A 16,630-nucleotide genomic window follows, 5' to 3' on the forward strand; every position below is an offset into this window, starting at 1 on the left:
TCTGCTAGGACTGACCTCACTTTGCCTTGGAGCTTTATGAGCATGCCGGCTATTCGCTTCGGTCACATTGGCCGGCGGCGGCCGGACAAGCTGAAAGCATGGCGGTGACGGTCCATGCGGATCGAAGATCATACGCCGACCATATTGCTGCTTATACGCTTCAAAGTATACAAAATTCGATACGGAAAAGCGTATATTGAAATTTATCTGCGCGAGCGTATAATACCATGGCTAGAGAGGTATGCTGTGGACCAAATCGCCCGAACACCCAAGCAAATTGGAGATGCCGTCCGCCGGCAGCGTCGCAAGCTCCGCCTCAACCAGACCAATGTCGGGGACCAAACGATGCTGCGTCAGGCGACCATCTCGGCCGTCGAGAGTGGCGCGCCTGGGACCCAGCTCGGAACGCTTTGCGATATTCTCGCAGCGCTCGACCTCGAATTCGTCGTCCGCCCTCGTACCAAGGCAAAGCCGGCTGAGATCGAGGACATCTTCTGATGGCTCGTCCGCGGCAGCACATCCCGCTAAATGTCTTCTTGAACAGCCGTCTCGTCGGGCGGCTGAATAGACAATCCAGCGGCGCGATCGATTTTCAGTACGATCCGTCCTGGCTTGCTTGGGAGCACGCGCTGCCCGTCTCGCTATCACTGCCTCTGCGTGAAGATCGTTATATCGGTGCGCCCGTCATCGCCGTCTTCGACAATCTCCTGCCCGACAACGTCCCCATTCGCCGCCGTATGGCGGAGCGTGTTCATGCTCAAGGAATAGACGCTTACGACCTGCTTGCCGCTGTCGGGCGCGATTGTGTCGGCGCATTGCAATTCCTGCCGGATGGTGTCGAGCCAGGCCCCGCCGGTATTGTCAACGGCAAACCCGTTGACGATACCGAGATTGCTCGTCTTCTCCTCGATCTGGCATCGGCTCCCCTTGGGCTTGGCGAGGACGAGGACTTCCGGATCTCGATCGCTGGCGCTCAGGAAAAGACTGCGCTCTTGTTCTGGAAAGGACGTTGGTACAAGCCGCTGGCGACGACTGCCACGACGCACATCCTCAAACCACAGATTGGACGGTTGCCAAATGGCATCGATCTTTCCTTCAGCGTCGAGAACGAATTTTTCTGCCTCAAGCTGACAACCGCCCTAGGGCTCCCGAGCGCCGTCGTCGCAATCGAGGAGTTCGAAGGCAATCGCGTGCTCGCGGTCGAGCGGTTCGATCGCCGATGGACCAGTGACAATCGTCTCCTGCGTTTGCCCCAGGAAGACTGCTGCCAGGCCCTTTCTGTGCCGCCGTCACTGAAATACGAATCCGACGGCGGGCCTGGCGTTCCGGCTATCCTCAATTTGATGAAGGGAAGCGACCAACCGGAGGTAGACCAGGCTGCGGTTTTAAAGGCCGTGGTTGCCTTTTGGCTTCTCGGCGCCACAGATGGGCACGCCAAGAATTTTAGCGTCTTTCTTTCCCCCGGCGGCCGGTTCCGCATAACGCCGCTCTATGATGTGATTTCAGCGCAGCCCAGCCTTGATGCGGGACAGATCAAGCGCAACAAAATGAAACTGGCGATGGCTATTGGTGACACACGCCACTACCTCGTCGACAGCGTCATGCCACGCCATTTTATCCAGACCGCCGCCAAAGCAGGGATCGGTCCGAAACCCGTCAAGGCGATCTTTGATGAGCTGCGCCAACAGGCGCTAGCGGCGGTCGAACTGGTTTCTGCATCGCTCCCAAAGGATTTTCCTGCGGAAGTCGCTGATGCCATCGGCAATGGGGTCAGGGCTCGTGTACGCAGACTGGAAGAGGCGTGATGCTGAAAGTAGAGACGCAACGAGACTGATGTCGCCATTGCGACAACGCTCAAATGGTCTTCTTCAGCAGCAGCAGCATCCAGGCGGCCACGGCCGCCGCTGCGTCGTCCAGATGATGCCGAACCCACCCCTTACCTTCTCATGCGCGATAGGATGGGCCAAGGTTTGACCACGTCAAAAAACCGGAAAGCAAGGAACCTGCCGACCACCAGAGCAGCTCGAGCGGCAGCATGGAAAGTGTGACGCGGCGCTACCCGATCCTAGCCAGTGCCTTTCCGGGATAGGATCAACTCACGGATTTGCCAGCCTGTAACTTTCTTACGAGGCCGATCAACTGATCCAGATCAGCGCGTGGAAGCGCAAGTATCTCGGGCGGGGGTTTGTGATATTCCTTCATCAATTCCTTGATGGTTGCGGCACCTTTGGGTGTGAGCTTGACAAGCTTCACACGGCGATCGCCTGGCGACGGAATCCGTTCGGCGAGCCCCGCCTGCTCAAGCCGGTCGACCAGCCAGGTCGCCGTCGATGGATCGCACTGCCATTGAGCAGCCAATGCGCCGATCGGCTTGCCCGCATCTTTGTCGAGCGTGAAGAGGGCGCGGGAGTCGTTGGGCGTCAGGCCCAATTTCTGCTGGATCGCCAACCGGTCCGGCGCGGACCGCATCAGGAAATCAAACATCAGGCGCCATGCCTCGGTGGCGTGCTGCAAGCGATCTTGGCTCGGTCTCATTCCACGCTCCTTCGTGTCTTGACACATACTTGGACCAATCATATGATTTGATCAATCAAAATGTTTTTGTGGTCAAAGCAATGAGAGGAGATCCGAGATGACCAATACCACGGTTCTCGTCGTCGGAGGCGGCCTGAACGGTCTGACGGCGGCCGCCCTTTTGGCTCACAACGACATTGCGTGTGTCCTCGTCGAGCGTCATCCCGACACGTCAATCCAGTACAAGTTTGCCGGCATCTCCCCGCGCAGCATGGAGATATTCCGAAGCCTCGGCCTCGAGGAGGAGATTCGTACAAATCGGACGGGGGACCAGCAGGCAGGCGCTATTGCGCGCGCCAGGAATCTCGCCGATCCGCAGATTCAATGGGGCGGACCGGCGTGGCCGGATGCAAGTGCCCTCAGCCCCACGCAACCAGCGACGTGTGATCAGCACGTCCTGGAACCGATTCTGCGCCGCTACGCCGAGCGGAACGGTGCAGACGTGCGTTTCAGCACGGAGCTGGTGACTTTCGATCAGGACGAGACCGTCGTCCGCGCGGAAATTCGCGATATCGCGACCTGCGCAAAGGAGGTCATCTCGGCCGACTATCTGATCGTCGCGGACGGTGCGAACGGTTCCCTGCGAGAGAGGCTGGAGATCAGCCGCAGCGGGGCAGGCGGCCTTCAGCACTGGATGAATGTCGTCTTTGACACGGACATGCCTCCGACGATAGGCGGCAAGCGCTTCACGTCGTGCTTCGTGACGGACCTCAACGGGACCTTCACGCCCAGACAGGGTGGACGATGGCTTCTGGCGCTCCAGTACTTTCCCGAAAAGGGCGAGAAACCACAGGATTTTGATGAAGCCAAGTGCAGGGAACTGATCATACGAGGTGCGGGCCGGCCGGACATCACGACGAGGCTTGTCGATGCGCGCTCCTGGGAAGTGGCCGCCCTCACAGCGCGCCAATTCCGCCGAGGCCGCGCGTTTCTTGTGGGGGATGCCGCACATGTGATGCCCCCAATAGGCGCTTTCGGTGGCAATTCAGGTATCCACGACGCCCATAACCTTGCCTGGAAGCTTGCGATGGTAGCACGCGGGCATGCCGATCCCTCGTTGCTGGATAGCTATGACATGGAGCGCCGGCCGGTCATCGAGGCTACGTTGGCGCAAGCGCTCGCCCGCCTACTGAAATGGTTCGACGATCCGTCGAAGCGGTTGCCTCCTCCTGTTGCGATCGTCGAGGATTACGACGTGGTATTTGGCCAACGCTACGCTGCAGGCATCGTGGCTCTGGCATCCACACCGGACGATCACCCATTCCAAAAATCCACGGAGCTGTCGGGCCGCCCCGGCACGCGTTTGCCGCATTTCGCGGTCGGACGTGCCGGCCAGCGGATTTCGAGTCTCGATTTGTGCGACCGCGATCTTCTTCTCCTCTGCGCGGACGAAGCATGGTGTCAGGCCGCTGACTCCGTAAGCCAGCGCCTCGGGATGCCGCTGACGTGCCACTCGTTGGGTGCGAATGGGGATCTGCTTGACTTGGACCATCGGTGGCCTTCCGTGCTCGGGGTTAAAAGCGGCGGTTCCGCCTTGGTCAGACCGGACGGATTTGTCGCGTGGCGGTCAACGCACGGTGTGCCTGATCCTGTACAGGTGCTGATCGAAACACTTGATGGGCTCGGTTTCCGCACGGAGGCGCACGAACATCATCGGTGAGCGGCGGCGAGTGCGGATGCGCCTCCCGCCTTCGGGCATGACTTCCTTGCCGATGCCATCACTGGGAATGACAACGATGCCAGGCGCTTGCTCCTTTCCTACTCGTTGTCGCCGAGTAGGGCCGCGCACACCGCTTCGGTGACCTTATCGGTGGTGGCACTTCCGCCGAGATCGGGCGTGTGCAGTGAGGCGTCCGCCGTCACGCGCTCGATGGCGCGCATCAGGCGCGCCGCGGCAGCCGGCTCGCCAAGATGCTCCAGCATCATCACCGCCGACCAGAACGTGCCGACCGGATTGGCGATGCCCTTGCCGGTGATGTCGAAGGCCGAGCCGTGGATCGGCTCGAACATCGACGGAAACCGCCGCGCGGGGTTGAGGTTCGCAGTCGGCGCAATGCCGATCGATCCGGCAAGTGCGGCCGCAAGATCCGACAGGATATCGGCGTGAAGATTGGTCGCGACGATTGTGTCGAGCGAGCGCGGATTGAGCGTCATGCGCACTGTCATCGCGTCGACCAGCATTTTGTCCCATGCGACATCAGGAAAATCGGCCGCGACCTCACGGGCGATGTCGTCCCAGAGCACCATGCCGTGACGCTGGGCGTTCGACTTGGTGACCACGGTCAACAGCTTTCGCGGCCGCGACCGCGCCATCTCGAAGGCGAAGCGCATGATGCGCGTCACGCCGGCGCGGGTGAAGATCGAGACCTCGGTCGCGATTTCCTCAGGCAGGCCGAGATGCGAGCGCCCGCCCTGGCCGGCGTATTCGCCTTCCGAATTCTCCCGAACGATGACCCAGTCGAGATCCCCTGCCGTGACGCCGCGAAGCGGGCTCTCGATACCGGGCAGGATGCGGGTCGGGCGGACATTGGCGTACTGGTCGAAGGGCTGGCAGATCGCGAGCCGCAACCCCCAAAGCGTCAGATGGTCGGGCACGTCTGGCGCGCCGACAGCGCCGAAATAGATCGCATCGAAGGCCTTCAGCCGCTCGGTGCCGTCCTTGGGCATCATCACGCCGTTGAACTTGTAGTAGTCCGAGCCCCAGTCGAAATGCTGCACCTCGAGACTGAAACCGCCGTCGCGCGTGGCGCAGGCGGCCAGCGCACGAAGGCCGGCCGCTACGACTTCCTTGCCGATCCCATCGCCTGGAATGGCCGCGATCCTATAGCTTCGCATTAGTCCAGTCCTCCCCTTGTGGCGCTAAACTAGCACGGACCATCGTGCTGGCCTTTGGCCGTGAGGCCGAATGCCGCCATTACGGCAAATGGTCAATCAATCCGTTCAGCAGGAGCAGCAGCACCCCGGCGGCCACAGCCGCAGCCGCATCGTCCAGCATGATACCGGCCCCACCCCTTACCTTGTCATGTGCGATACGGATGGGCCAAGGCTTGACGACGTCGAAAAACCGGAAAGCAAGGAAGCCTGCTGCCCACCAGAGCGGATCGAGGGGCAGCATGGAAAGGGTTAGCGCCGCGCCGAAGGTCTCATCAATGACGACGATCTGCGGATCCTCCGTCCCGGTACGGGAGATAACATACGATGACGCCCATACGCCGACGGCGAACAGGGCCACGTAGGCAAGCACCGTCAGCCAAGGTGATGCGGGTATCAGAGCCGCGGCAACAGCCACTCCAACCATTGCGCCGGCCGTGCCCGGCCATATTGGAGATAATCCCGCGCCGACAGAGGTCGCGAGCAGGTAGGCGAACTTGGGTGGAAACTTATGCATCGATTTTCGGCCGGCTTCCCACGGATCGCAAGCGATCATAGTCACATCGTTCGGGTGCTGCCGCCAGACTGCTGTTCGATTTGCACCACCTCACAAGGGCATCGCCCAAACCGTGAAAATGCTGTCGGGCAGCTGTCGCAGCGACTGGAAGTTCTGTTTCGCCGCCAGCTCGGCGAGTACCTTAATCCGCCGGCCCCATTCGCCAAACGAGATCATTTTTGCGGCAAGTTGAGAACGTTGCTGAGCCCGGTCTCGGCCCGCATTGGCCAACCGAAACGGTGGCGACGGTGGAACAAACCCGCAAATTGCTGGTAAAGCTCCGTCAACCGACATCATCAGAGGAGCCGCCATGATCGCCGGTCTCATGAAAAGTCGCATCGACCCGCTATGGGAGCAGGCCGCCTCTCCGCTGATCGGGATCGGCATGACGCCGAACCAGGTTACGGCCAGCGGGCTGGTGCTCGTGGCTTTGTCTTCGGCCGCCTACGCGTTTCATCATTCAAGTCTTGCCTTTGGCCTTTGCCTGGCGTTTGCCTTCAGCTTCGATGCGCTGGACGGTGCGGTCGCCCGCCGGACAAATATGAGCACCAAGGCCGGTGGCTATTTCGACGCCGTCGTCGACCGCTATCAGGAATTGGCCGTCTTTGCGGCTATCGGCTGGGTTGCCGATCTGTGGGCGATCGCAATGTTCGCATTCGCGGGCGGGATCCTCACCAGTTACGCCAAGGCGCGGACGGCGCTGGAAATCCCTGTGAAAAACCACGGTTGGCCGGATTTCTTCGAGCGGATGGAACGTCTGGTGTTCATTTGCGTGCTGCTCGCCGCCGACGGAGTCGCGACCGCGATGGGCGCGGCTTCGCCCTGGATTCTGGCGGGTGGGTTCGCGCTGTACGCAGTGCTGGCCAACGCCACAGCCCTGCAACGGATCAGTCGCGCATTTGCGATGCTGAAACGAGCCGACGGGAAGCAGCCGTGAGACTACGGGGATGCTTGCACTTGGCCTCACCTGAGGCTAATGGCATTTGGAAATATAGCCGATGTGCTGGGGCTGCCGCCCAAGGAGACGGCTGCACGGTCGCCATTCGGGCTGATGGCTCGAATCGAAGACGGATTGCCGTTGGGTGCGCTTGAACGCGTCTCACAATTGCTGGCACCGGCCGATACGCAATTCAAATATCGCCTCGTCCCAAAGGCAACTTATGAGCGCCGCAAGAGAGGTGCTCTCCGACTCTCTTCGGAAGAGGGCATGCGGGTGGCGCGGGTGGCGCGCCTATGGAACCTGGCCCTCGACGTTTGGCAGATCGAAGGTGAGGCTCGTGACTTTCTGTTTCGGTCTCATCCCATGCTGGAAGACCGACGCCCGATCGACGTGGTCATTCAAAGCGAGATCGGCGCCGAACTGGTGCTCGATATCCTTGCAGGCCTGAAGTACGGCACCGCTGCTTGACGGCACAGATACTCGATCGCATGCTGCAGTGCTTCAGGATCGGCGATCCAGCCGGCACATATCCGATCTTCGACGCGACGGGCTCGACGATAGCGCCTGGCCGCTGGAACACGCCCGGCAGCCCGTTGATCTACACCAGCGAGCATTATTCAACGGCCTTGCTGGAAAAGCTGGTGCACGGCAGCGGCAGACTGCCGCCCAACCAGCCTTACGTCCAGATCATGCTTCCGCGCGGGCTGAGCTACGAACTCTTTTCTCAGCCGTCGTTGCCCGGATGGGATATGATGCCGGCAACGGTGAGCAAGGAATTCGGTGAGACATGGTGTGTCGAGCGCCGCAGCGCGATCCTGATCGTGCCAAGCGTCGTGGCTCGCCCCGACAACAACGTGTTGATCAATCCGGCACATCCGGAGTTTTCCCTGATCACGGCCAGCCTGCATCAACCCGTATACTGGGATAGCCGCCTGTTTGGCTCCTGAGCCGGGCAGAGAGGCAGGTTCCTACTTAACACAACCCGTCAGCGCCAACTCAAGCCTGGAGCGACATGGGTCAGGATCGCCTCGATGGCATGGACATTGTACTCGACGCCGAGCTGGTTGGGGACGGTAAGCAGCAGCGTATCGGCCTCGGCGATGGCTTCGTCGCCCTTTAGCTGCTCGATCAGGACGTCCGGTTCGGCGGCATAGGAGCGGCCGAACACCGCGCGTCTGTCTGCCTCGATGTAACCGAAATGATCTCCGCTCTGGTTGCCGCCGAAATAGGCTCGGTCGCGATCGTCGACCAGCGCAAAAATGCTCCGGCTCACCGACACCCGCGGCTCGCGCGTGTGTCCGGCCGCCTTCCAGGCCTCACGAAAAGCCCGGATCTGTTCGGCCTGCTGGACGTGAAACGGCTTTCCGCCTTCATCGAATTTGAGCGTGGAGCTCTGCAGGTTCATCCCCAGTTTCGCCGCCCATTCGGCGGTGGCGTTTGTGGCGGCGCCCCACCAGATGCGCTCGCGCAGGCCCTCCGAGTGCGGCTCGACGCGAAGCAGGCCAGGCGGGTTGGGAAACATCGGCCGCGGGTTGGGCTGCGCAAAGCCTTTGCCCAGCAACACTTCGAGCAGCACTCCGGTGTGTCTACGGGCCATGTCGGCATCGCTCTCGCCCTCTTGCGGGGCGTAGCCGAAGTAGCGCCATCCCTCGATCACCTGCTCCGGCGAGCCTCGGCTGATGCCCAGCTGCAGACGCCCTCCGGCGATTAGGTCGGCGGCGCCGGCGTCCTCGGCCATGTAGAGCGGGTTCTCATAGCGCATGTCGATCACCGCCGTGCCGATCTCGATTCGGCTGGTCTTTGCGCCGACCGCCGCCAGCAGCGGGAAGGGCGAGGCGAGCTGGCGGGCGAAGTGATGCACGCGGAAATACGCGCCGTCCGCACCCAGCTCCTCGGCCGCGACCGCCAACTCGACGGACTGCAAAAGCGCGTCGGATGCCGTCCGCGTCTGCGATTGCGGCGAGGGCGTCCAGTGCCCGAACGAGAGGAAACCAATCTTCTTCATGAGAACCAGCCTAAAGGGGAGCCAGGTGCAGACTATGCTGCGGCGCGCAGCAAAGCATCGCAAAATCGGTGCCGATGACCGCCTGCCTTGACGCGCAAAGCTTGAATCGGCGGTTGTTGATCAACGATGGCCGACCGTGCCGAGCTGCCGTCGGACGCCAGCCTAGGAAGGTGCCGCGAATGCGAGCGCTATCGCGATGAGGATCAACAGCGGTCCCATCCATTTGAAGCGAGTCCCAAAGTTGGTCCACCATGCTTGCTGCTGGCCGGGGCGAGCTTGGAACGGGTCCGCGAGAAATCCGAAGCCGATGCCAGCCATCCACAACCCGGCGCAGAACATGATGAACTCGTCGATGTATTCCGCGACCATGCTTCGAAGCTTTCGAATTTATGCCGCCGCTACATGCGCCGAATTCGAGCTGATATAGTTTCGGATCGTTTCGATGATCCGGTCCTGGTCAGCCTCGCTCAGATAGGGATGCATTGGCAGGCACAGGATGCGCTTCGGCAGCTCTTCCGAAACGGCAAGGCCGGTCGGCGTGCGCGGATAATCGCGATAGGCAATCTGGCTGTGCAGCGGTTTCACATAGTAGATGACCGACGGAATGCCCTTTTCACCGAGATGTGCCTTGAGCCCGTCCCGTTTCGGCGTTTCGATGGCGTATTGCGCCCAGGCCGAGCGGCCGCCGCCCAGATTGCGCGCCGCCTTGACGATATCGCCGAGACCTTCGGCATAGCGATTGGCGACCGCTTGCCGCGCCACCATCTCGTCCTCGAGGATGGCCAGCTTCTCTATCAGGATCGCCGCCTGAAGCGTGTCGAGCCGTGAATTGATGCCGACGCGGACATTGTCATATTGCGTTTCGCCCTTTCCGTGAAAGGCGAACGAGCGCAGCTGTTCGGCCAGCGCATCGTCATTGGTGAACATCGCACCGCCGTCGCCATAGCAGCCGAGCGGCTTTGCCGGATAGAAGCTGGTCGAGCCGACGGTGCCGAACGAGCCGCACATCTTGCCGTCAGCCGAGCCGCCGGTCGCCTGCGCCGCATCCTCGATGACCATCAGGCCTTCGCGATCGGCGATGGCCATGATCGCCTCGTAATCGGCGGCGAGGCCGAACAGGTCGACGGGAATGATTGCCTTCGGCCTCAGCCGGCCCTCCGCCTTGATCATGGCAATTGCCGCCTCGAGGCTGGCGATGTCGATATTGTAGCTGTCGGCATCGACATCGACGAACACCGGTTCGGCCTTGGTCAGCGCCACCACTTCGGCCGTGGCGGCGAAGGTGAAGCTCGGCACGAACACCGCGTCGCCCGGGCCGATGCCGGCGGCAAACAGTGGCAGCAGCAGCGCATCGGTGCCGTTGGCGCAAGCGACCACGTGCTTGATGCCGATATAGGCGGCGAGCTTGTTTTCGAATTCGGTGACCTGCGGTCCGAGAATATAGCGGCCTTCGTCGACAACCCGGTCTATTGCCGCTTTCAGCCTGTCGCGGATGCGTTCGCGCTGCGCGCCAAGATCGATGAACTGCATGTCGGCCTCAAACGGTTTTAGTCAGATAACCGGCCGCTGGTAGCAGACTTGGTACGGCCGAGAAAGCCGCAGGGCAAAAACCCTGAATTGCTCAAGTGTCGCAGCCTGTTACCTCTGATTTCCGATCTGGCCTCTTAAAGGCGTGGAAATCCGGGCTTCGGCCGGCCTGTTACAGGCTTCGCACCCCGCCCGCCAGGCTGGACGAAACATAAAGTGATCGCCGGTGAGCAGTCCATGGGCTGCGCACCAGCCGGTCAGGCGATTTCATGCCGCCATGGCGGGTTGGCGCCGGCCCGCGATACCGTCACCGCCGCGGCCTTGGCGCCAAGCGTCAGCGCCTTGTGGATGGCGTCTTCCGGCAAACTGGCGATTGCCGTCTTCGACAGCAGACCCTGTTCATGCAAGGAGGCAAGAATGCCGGCATTGAATGTGTCGCCGGCTCCGACCGTATCGACCACCTCGACCTTGTCCGGCACGACGGTGACCCGGTGCTGGCTGCTGTAACCGACCGCGCCTTCGCTGCCGTGGGTGACCACGATCAGCTTTGGGCCGCGATCCAGCCAGTTACGGACGACGTCTTCATGCGAGCCGGCTTCGCCGAACCAGTTCAAATCCTCGTCCGACAGTTTCACGATGTCGGCCATCGCCATCATGCCGCGGATGCGCCTGAGGTGCTTGGCCTTGTCGGGAATGAAGTTTGGCCGGATGTTGGGGTCGAGCATCATCACGCGGCGCTCATGTTCGCGCCGCATGAACTCCTCATAGGCCGATCCGGCCGGCTCCGAGATCAGGCTGATGGCGCCGAACAGCATGGCCTCGATCTCGCTGCCGAGTTCCGGCAGGTCCTCGATGGTCAGCATGCGCCCGGCGGTGTTCTCGTCATAGAAGGTGTAGGTCGCTTGGCCGTTGGTGAGCCGCACGAAGGCGAGCGTGGTCGGCCGCGGCGAAGTGTGCGCATAGGTCGAGCTGACCTTGCTGTTCCCCAGCGCCTCCCTGAACTGCCCGCCGAACAGATCCGACGACAGGCCGGAGAAAAAGGCAGCGGGCGCGCCGAGCCGGCCTAGCGCAATGGCCGAGTTGAAGACGGCACCGCCGACATAGGGGGCAAAGGCCGGCTCGCCCTCCGTCGTGGTCCGCGGCAGCATGTCGATCAGGGCTTCGCCGCAGCAGAGGATCATGAAGTCTTGCTTTCCGGCGGATAGATCACGCCCTTGCGAATGATGATGTTGGCATAAAGCCGCGGCTCGCTAGTCGCGACGATCGCGTGCGCGGCCTTGACCCGTGCATAGAAGTCGGCACCGGCAAGCGCAACCACCTTGCGGCCCGGCGCACGCCTGGCGCAGATCGCTTCCATCTCATAGTGAACCGGATCGGCGAGCAGGGGATCGCCTTTGGCCGAGGCGCGAAACAGCGCCTGCGGCACGGCGTCGTCGACCGGCAATACGCTCAATACCGCATCGAGCACGGGGACGAGATGATGACCGTCGGCGCGGACCAGCCGCTGTGCCTGCTGCTCGGCCGGGTAGTTGCCGTCGACCAAGGCGATCTCGTCGCCATGGCCCATGGCGCGCAATATCGCCAGAAGCTCGGGGCCGAGCAGCGCCGGGATGCCGATCAGCATGCTCAGAAGCTCCTGGAAATCGTGGTCGAGCCGATGAGGAAGCGCTCCGACAGCGGCAGGCTGGCGCCACCCAGCGCCCGCGCATGGATGCCGACGGTTCCCTCGCGAACGGCCGGCAGCCTCAGGCCTTCGCCGTCGATCCGGCCGATGGCCTGGATAACGGCATCGACAAGCCGCCTGCGCACGGCAAGCGGCATCCATCCGTCGATCACCGCGGCATCGAAGTCAATGACGGAGGAGGCCGAAACGATGGCATAGGCAAGCGCCTGCGAGGCGCTGGCGATCCAGTCGTCAAGCTCGGCGCCGATCTCGCCCCAGTCCCCCGGTGATGTCCACAGATGCGAGGCCTCGATGCCGCGCGCGTTGAGCGCCTTTTCCAGCATGGCGATCGACGCCACGTCGATCAACTGCGTCGGCTTGCCGTCCGGCCCTGGCACCGGCATCGAGCCCAGCGCGCCGGCATTGCCGGTTGGGCCACCAAACAACCGGCCGTTCAGCACGATGCCGCCGCCGGCAAAGGCACCGATATAGAAATAGACGAAATCGCGTGCCGCACCCGCCGCGTGGCCGAACACGAGTTCGGCGCCGCAGGCCGAGGTGGCGTCGTTCTGCAGATAGACTGGAAATTCGCATTGCGCCTGGATATCGGCGCGGATGTCGCGATGGCGCCATTCGTCCATGATTTCACGCGGCGCGCCGGCGGTGTCGGCCCAGTTCCACAATTCGAACGGCATGGCGATGCCAAGCCCGGCAATGCGTTTATCCTGCGCCGGGGTGAGTTCGCCGCGCATCTTCTTCATGCCGCTTGTGACGAATTCCACCGTTTCGCGCGGCGCCGGATAGCGGTAGGAATGCTGCAGCATCGAGCGCACACTGCCGAGGAAATCGATCAGCACCAATTCGGCGCTGCGGCGGCCGATCTTCAGGCCGATGAAATAGGCGCCGTCGGGATTGAGCGCCATGGGTATCGAGGGCTGGCCGATCTTGCCGCGCAACGGCGCCTGGCGGACGAGCAGGTCGTCCTCCTCCAGCTCGCGCATGATGACCGACACTGTCTGCGCCGAAAGGCCGGTCATACGTGCGATGTCGGATTTGGCCAGGCTGCCGTGCTGGCGCACCAGCGACAGCACCAGCCGCTCATTGTGGTCCCGCATGCCGCTTTGGTTGGTGCCGCGGTGCAGGCGGCTTTCGGCCGCATCGGGCGAGCCGTGCCTCGTAATGCCGGTCTCCACCCTGTTCCTCCCGTCGTTTCCCCTCAATGCTTTTGGTCTAGAGTGAGTGAACAATCCTGCGTTGTCAATAATAAATAAGAGTGATTTAATTATTGACAGTGCTGCCGGACTGGTGTCTCTTGAGGTCGGCGCCGACACTGGGAGATTTCGTCGGACGCGCTGCAGATGCCGGTTGGCCGGCATCCTAAATGGTTCCATGGGAGGAAAATCGTGACCACGTCAAAACTGTTGAAATCCACCGTGTTTGCCGCGGCCGGACTGAGCCTGATGGCCTTTGCGTCGACGGCATCGGCCGCCGGGGTCGGCGCCTGCTTGATCACCAAGACCGACACCAATCCCTTCTTCGTCAAGATGAAGGAAGGTGCGGCGGCCAAGGCCAAGGAGCTTGGCGTCGATCTCAAGACTTACGCCGGCAAGATCGACGGCGACAGCGAGAGCCAGGTGGCTGCAATCGAGAGCTGTATCGCCGACGGGGCCAAGGGTATCCTCATCACCGCGTCCGACACCAAGGGTATCGTGCCGACCGTGAAGAAAGCGCGGGACGCCGGGCTGTTGGTGATCGCGCTCGACACCCCGCTTGATCCGATCGATGCGGCTGACGCGACCTTCGCGACCGACAATCTGGAAGCCGGCAAGCTGATCGGCGCATGGGCCGCCGCGACGCTTGGCGATAAGGCCAAGGATGCCAAGATCGGCTTCCTCGACCTGACGCCGTCGCAGCCCACGGTGGATGTGCTGCGCGACCAGGGTTTCATGATGGGCTACGGCATAGACGTGAAGGACCCCAACAAGATCGGCGACGAGGACGATCCGCGCATCGTTGGCCACGACGTGACGAACGGCAATGAAGAGGGTGGTCGCAAGGCGATGGAGAACCTTCTGCAGAAGGATAACACCATCAACGTCATCCACACCATCAACGAGCCCGCAGCTGTCGGCGCCTACCAGGCGCTGAAGGCCGTCGGTCTCGAAAGCCAGGTGCTGATCGTCTCGGTCGACGGTGGCTGCCCCGGCGTGAAATCGGTGACCGAAGGCGTGATCGGCGCTACCTCGCAGCAATATCCGCTGCAAATGGCGGCGCTCGGCATCGAGGCGATCGCCACTTTCGCCAAGGACGGGACGAAGCCGAAGCCGACCGAAGGCAAGAACTTCTTCGATACCGGCGTCAATCTTGTCACCGACAAGCCCGCCAACGGTGTGAAGTCCATCGACACCAAGGAAGGCCTCGCCAAGTGCTGGGGTTGAGCCTGGCCTGACCGGCAACAGATCGCGATCGGCCGGGGCTTGATCCCCGGCCGCTCCGGGTGGACGATGTGCCGATCTAAACGCAAATAGTGCCGGCGGCAGACCGGAAGGCGTGGATGGCGTCGGCGGTTGGCCGAAGCCCAGGGGAGGAAACATGGCTCAAGCACAAGAATTCGAAAAAGTTCTATCGAGCAGCGACACAAGCGTCGCCGCGTTCGACGACCATAAATCGGCCGTCAAGCGTGCCCAGCATTTCCTGCATTCCACGCCGGCAGCGGTGCCGCTTATCGTGTTGGTTCTGGCTATCATTATTTTTGGTATCACCATCGGCGGGCGTTTTTTTTCATCCTATACGCTGACGCTGATCCTTCAGCAGATCGCCATTGTCGGCATTCTGGGCGCCGCACAGACGCTGGTGATCCTGACTGCCGGCATCGACCTGTCGATTGGCGTGATCATGGTGATTTCGGCTGTGATCATGGGCAATTGCGCGGTCAGCTACGGTATGCCGGCCGTGCTCGCGGTGGCGATCGGGCTTCTCGCCGGTGGCGCGTGCGGCCTGCTCAACGGTGTGCTGGTCGCCTACATGAAGCTACCGCCCTTCATCGTGACGCTCGGCACCTGGAACATTGTCATGGCCACCAACTTCATCTATTCGGCCAATGAGACGATCCGCGACACCGACGTCGACGTCCAGGCGCCTCTGCTGCACCTGTTTGCCCTGAGCTTTAAGGTCGGCACGGCCGTGCTGACGCTTGGCGTCATTGCCATGGTCGTTCTCGTGTTGGTCCTCTGGTACGTGCTCAACCACACCGCATGGGGCCGCCATGTCTACGCGGTCGGCGACGATCAGGAGGCTGCGAAACTGTCGGGCATCCAGACGAAGAAGGTGCTGATGACCGTCTATGCCCTTGCCGGGCTGATCGCCGCCTTCGCAGCTTGGGTCTCCATCGGCCGCAATGGCTCGATCTCTCCTTCCGCCGCTGTCACCGACTACAATCTTCAGGCCATCACCGCGACGGTGATCGGCGGTATTTCTCTGTTCGGCGGGCGCGGCTCGATCCTCGGCACGCTGTTCGGCGCCATGATCGTCGGCGTCGTCTCGATGGGCCTCAACATGCTGGGCGCCGATCCGCAGTGGAAGGTGCTGCTCACCGGCGTGCTGATCATCGGCGCCGTGGCGATCGATCAATGGATCAGAAAGGTTTCGGCATAGCCATGACCCAGGAACCCATCCTCATCGCGCGCGGTCTGGTCAAGCGCTATGGCCGCGTCACCGCCCTCGACAACGCCGATTTCGACCTCTATCCGGGCGAAATCCTTGCCGTCATTGGCGACAACGGCGCCGGCAAGTCGTCGCTTATCAAGGCGATTTCCGGCGCGGTCGTGCCCGACGAAGGTGAGATACGACTTGAAGGCAAGCCCGTTGCGTTCAAGTCGCCGATGGAGGCACGGGAGGCCGGCATCGAAACAGTCTATCAGAACCTGGCTCTGTCGCCGGCGCTGTCCATCGCCGACAACATGTTCCTCGGCCGGGAGATCCGCAAGCCGGGGTTCCTCGGCGAATGGCTGCGCATGCTCGACCGCCCGGCGATGGAAAAGCGCGCCCGCGACAAGCTCACGGAGCTTGGCCTGATGACCATCCAGAACATCAGCCAGGCCGTGGAAACGCTTTCCGGCGGCCAGCGTCAGGGCGTGGCGGTGGCGCGCGCCGCCGCCTTTGGCAGCCGGGTGGTGATCATGGATGAGCCGACGGCGGCACTTGGCGTCAAAGAGAGCCGCCGCGTCCTCGAACTGATTCTCGACGTGAAGAAGCGAGGCCTGCCGATCGTGCTGATTTCACACAACATGCCGCATGTCTTCGAGGTGGCGGACCGCATCCACATTCACCGGCTCGGCCGTCGCCTGTGCGTCATCGATCCGAAGCAGTATACGATGTCCGACGCGGTCGCCTTCATGACGGGCGCCAAGGTGCCGCCGGAAGCGGCGCTGGCGGCTTGAGCAAGAACTTGAGGCCCATCGCCAAGGGTCCCAAATGCGCTGTTTCCAAATGCCA

At 61.9% G+C, this 16,630-nt stretch carries 19 protein-coding genes; 9 read left to right on the top strand and 10 right to left on the bottom strand.

Annotated elements, in window-relative coordinates; translation table 11 throughout:
- Window positions 1–114: 114 nt before the first annotated feature.
- Together NKI41_RS15315 and NKI41_RS15320 are read left to right on the top strand one after the other, a co-directional pair.
- The gene (locus tag NKI41_RS15315) at window positions 115–498 is read left to right on the top strand and encodes a helix-turn-helix domain-containing protein (RefSeq protein ID WP_502899609.1); all 384 of its coding nucleotides are present in this window, start codon (window positions 115–117) and stop codon (window positions 496–498) included.
- Window positions 498–1,805, top strand: coding sequence for a type II toxin-antitoxin system HipA family toxin (locus tag NKI41_RS15320; protein WP_352470936.1), 1,308 nt, complete (start codon window positions 498–500; stop codon window positions 1,803–1,805). The genes NKI41_RS15315 and NKI41_RS15320 overlap by 1 nt, the downstream gene beginning before the upstream one ends.
- A 286-nt stretch (window positions 1,806–2,091) precedes the next feature.
- Here NKI41_RS15320 and NKI41_RS15325 read toward each other — a convergent pair whose 3' ends face one another.
- Window positions 2,092–2,535 (bottom strand): MarR family winged helix-turn-helix transcriptional regulator, encoded by a 444-nt coding sequence (locus NKI41_RS15325; RefSeq protein ID WP_352470937.1) that lies wholly within the window; start codon window positions 2,533–2,535, stop codon window positions 2,092–2,094.
- A gap of 97 nt (window positions 2,536–2,632) precedes the next feature.
- Between NKI41_RS15325 and NKI41_RS15330 the strand changes: the two genes are divergently transcribed.
- Window positions 2,633–4,234: an FAD-dependent monooxygenase gene (locus NKI41_RS15330; RefSeq protein WP_352683808.1), complete on the top strand. Its 1,602-nt coding sequence runs from the start codon at window positions 2,633–2,635 to the stop codon at window positions 4,232–4,234.
- Window positions 4,235–4,332: 98 nt separating this feature from the next.
- Here NKI41_RS15330 and NKI41_RS15335 read toward each other — a convergent pair whose 3' ends face one another.
- The 3 genes from NKI41_RS15335 to NKI41_RS15345 form a co-directional block, all read right to left on the bottom strand.
- Window positions 4,333–5,409 carry a tartrate dehydrogenase gene (locus NKI41_RS15335; RefSeq protein ID WP_352470939.1) on the bottom strand — a complete coding sequence of 359 codons (1,077 nt, stop codon included), beginning with the start codon at window positions 5,407–5,409 and terminating at the stop codon, window positions 4,333–4,335.
- 79 nt (window positions 5,410–5,488) lie between these two features.
- The gene (locus tag NKI41_RS15340) at window positions 5,489–6,001 is read right to left on the bottom strand and encodes a phosphatidylglycerophosphatase A family protein (RefSeq protein ID WP_352614882.1); all 513 of its coding nucleotides are present in this window, start codon (window positions 5,999–6,001) and stop codon (window positions 5,489–5,491) included.
- Between the two features lie 51 nt (window positions 6,002–6,052).
- A complete protein-coding gene (locus tag NKI41_RS15345) occupies window positions 6,053–6,313 on the bottom strand; it encodes a hypothetical protein (protein WP_352614884.1) in 261 nt (86 codons plus the stop codon).
- Here NKI41_RS15345 and NKI41_RS15350 point away from each other — a divergent pair.
- The 3 genes from NKI41_RS15350 to NKI41_RS15360 are packed head-to-tail and all read left to right on the top strand — an operon-like array spanning window position 6,312 to window position 7,888.
- On the top strand, window positions 6,312–6,938 hold the full coding sequence (locus NKI41_RS15350; RefSeq protein WP_352470942.1) for a CDP-alcohol phosphatidyltransferase family protein: 627 nt from the start codon (window positions 6,312–6,314) through the stop codon (window positions 6,936–6,938). The two genes, NKI41_RS15345 and NKI41_RS15350, sit on opposite strands and share 2 nt — an antisense overlap.
- Window positions 6,939–6,977: 39 nt before the next feature.
- On the top strand, window positions 6,978–7,409 hold the full coding sequence (locus tag NKI41_RS15355; RefSeq protein ID WP_352614887.1) for an antitoxin Xre-like helix-turn-helix domain-containing protein: 432 nt from the start codon (window positions 6,978–6,980) through the stop codon (window positions 7,407–7,409).
- Window positions 7,406–7,888 carry an RES family NAD+ phosphorylase gene (locus NKI41_RS15360; protein WP_352470944.1) on the top strand — a complete coding sequence of 161 codons (483 nt, stop codon included), beginning with the start codon at window positions 7,406–7,408 and terminating at the stop codon, window positions 7,886–7,888. The genes NKI41_RS15355 and NKI41_RS15360 overlap by 4 nt, the downstream gene beginning before the upstream one ends.
- A gap of 38 nt (window positions 7,889–7,926) precedes the next feature.
- On the opposite strand, the gene NKI41_RS15365 is transcribed toward NKI41_RS15360, so the two are convergent.
- The 6 genes from NKI41_RS15365 to NKI41_RS15390 form a co-directional block, all read right to left on the bottom strand.
- The gene (locus tag NKI41_RS15365; protein WP_352470945.1) at window positions 7,927–8,946 is read right to left on the bottom strand and encodes an LLM class flavin-dependent oxidoreductase; all 1,020 of its coding nucleotides are present in this window, start codon (window positions 8,944–8,946) and stop codon (window positions 7,927–7,929) included.
- A 162-nt stretch (window positions 8,947–9,108) separates the two neighbouring features.
- Window positions 9,109–9,315, bottom strand: a complete 207-nt coding sequence (locus NKI41_RS15370) for a hypothetical protein (protein ID WP_352470946.1) — start codon at window positions 9,313–9,315, stop codon at window positions 9,109–9,111.
- An 18-nt stretch (window positions 9,316–9,333) separates the two neighbouring features.
- Window positions 9,334–10,476 carry a DegT/DnrJ/EryC1/StrS family aminotransferase gene (locus tag NKI41_RS15375; RefSeq protein ID WP_352683810.1) on the bottom strand — a complete coding sequence of 381 codons (1,143 nt, stop codon included), beginning with the start codon at window positions 10,474–10,476 and terminating at the stop codon, window positions 9,334–9,336.
- Window positions 10,477–10,730: 254 nt separating this feature from the next.
- Window positions 10,731–11,654, bottom strand: coding sequence for a carbohydrate kinase family protein (locus NKI41_RS15380; protein WP_352470948.1), 924 nt, complete (start codon window positions 11,652–11,654; stop codon window positions 10,731–10,733).
- Complete coding sequence (locus tag NKI41_RS15385) at window positions 11,651–12,097, bottom strand: RbsD/FucU family protein (protein ID WP_352470949.1); 447 nt, start codon at window positions 12,095–12,097, stop codon at window positions 11,651–11,653. Before NKI41_RS15385 ends, NKI41_RS15380 begins: the two co-directional genes overlap by 4 nt.
- 2 nt (window positions 12,098–12,099) lie before the next feature.
- Window positions 12,100–13,329, bottom strand: a complete 1,230-nt coding sequence (locus NKI41_RS15390) for an ROK family transcriptional regulator (RefSeq protein ID WP_352470950.1) — start codon at window positions 13,327–13,329, stop codon at window positions 12,100–12,102.
- Window positions 13,330–13,596: 267 nt separating this feature from the next.
- On the opposite strand from NKI41_RS15390, the gene NKI41_RS15395 reads away from it, so the two are divergent.
- From NKI41_RS15395 to NKI41_RS15405, 3 genes are all read left to right on the top strand, one after another.
- Entirely contained in the window at window positions 13,597–14,574 is a 978-nt protein-coding gene (locus NKI41_RS15395) for a sugar ABC transporter substrate-binding protein (RefSeq protein WP_502893787.1), read from the top strand.
- Window positions 14,575–14,728: 154 nt separating this feature from the next.
- The gene (locus tag NKI41_RS15400; RefSeq protein ID WP_352503463.1) at window positions 14,729–15,790 is read left to right on the top strand and encodes an ABC transporter permease; all 1,062 of its coding nucleotides are present in this window, start codon (window positions 14,729–14,731) and stop codon (window positions 15,788–15,790) included.
- Window positions 15,791–15,792: 2 nt separating this feature from the next.
- Complete coding sequence (locus NKI41_RS15405) at window positions 15,793–16,575, top strand: ATP-binding cassette domain-containing protein (RefSeq protein ID WP_352470952.1); 783 nt, start codon at window positions 15,793–15,795, stop codon at window positions 16,573–16,575.
- The last annotated feature ends 55 nt before the right edge of the window (window positions 16,576–16,630 follow it).

Origin of the sequence: Mesorhizobium sp. M0601 (assembly GCF_040320845.1) — a bacterium.
Lineage (GTDB): Bacteria > Pseudomonadota > Alphaproteobacteria > Rhizobiales > Rhizobiaceae > Mesorhizobium.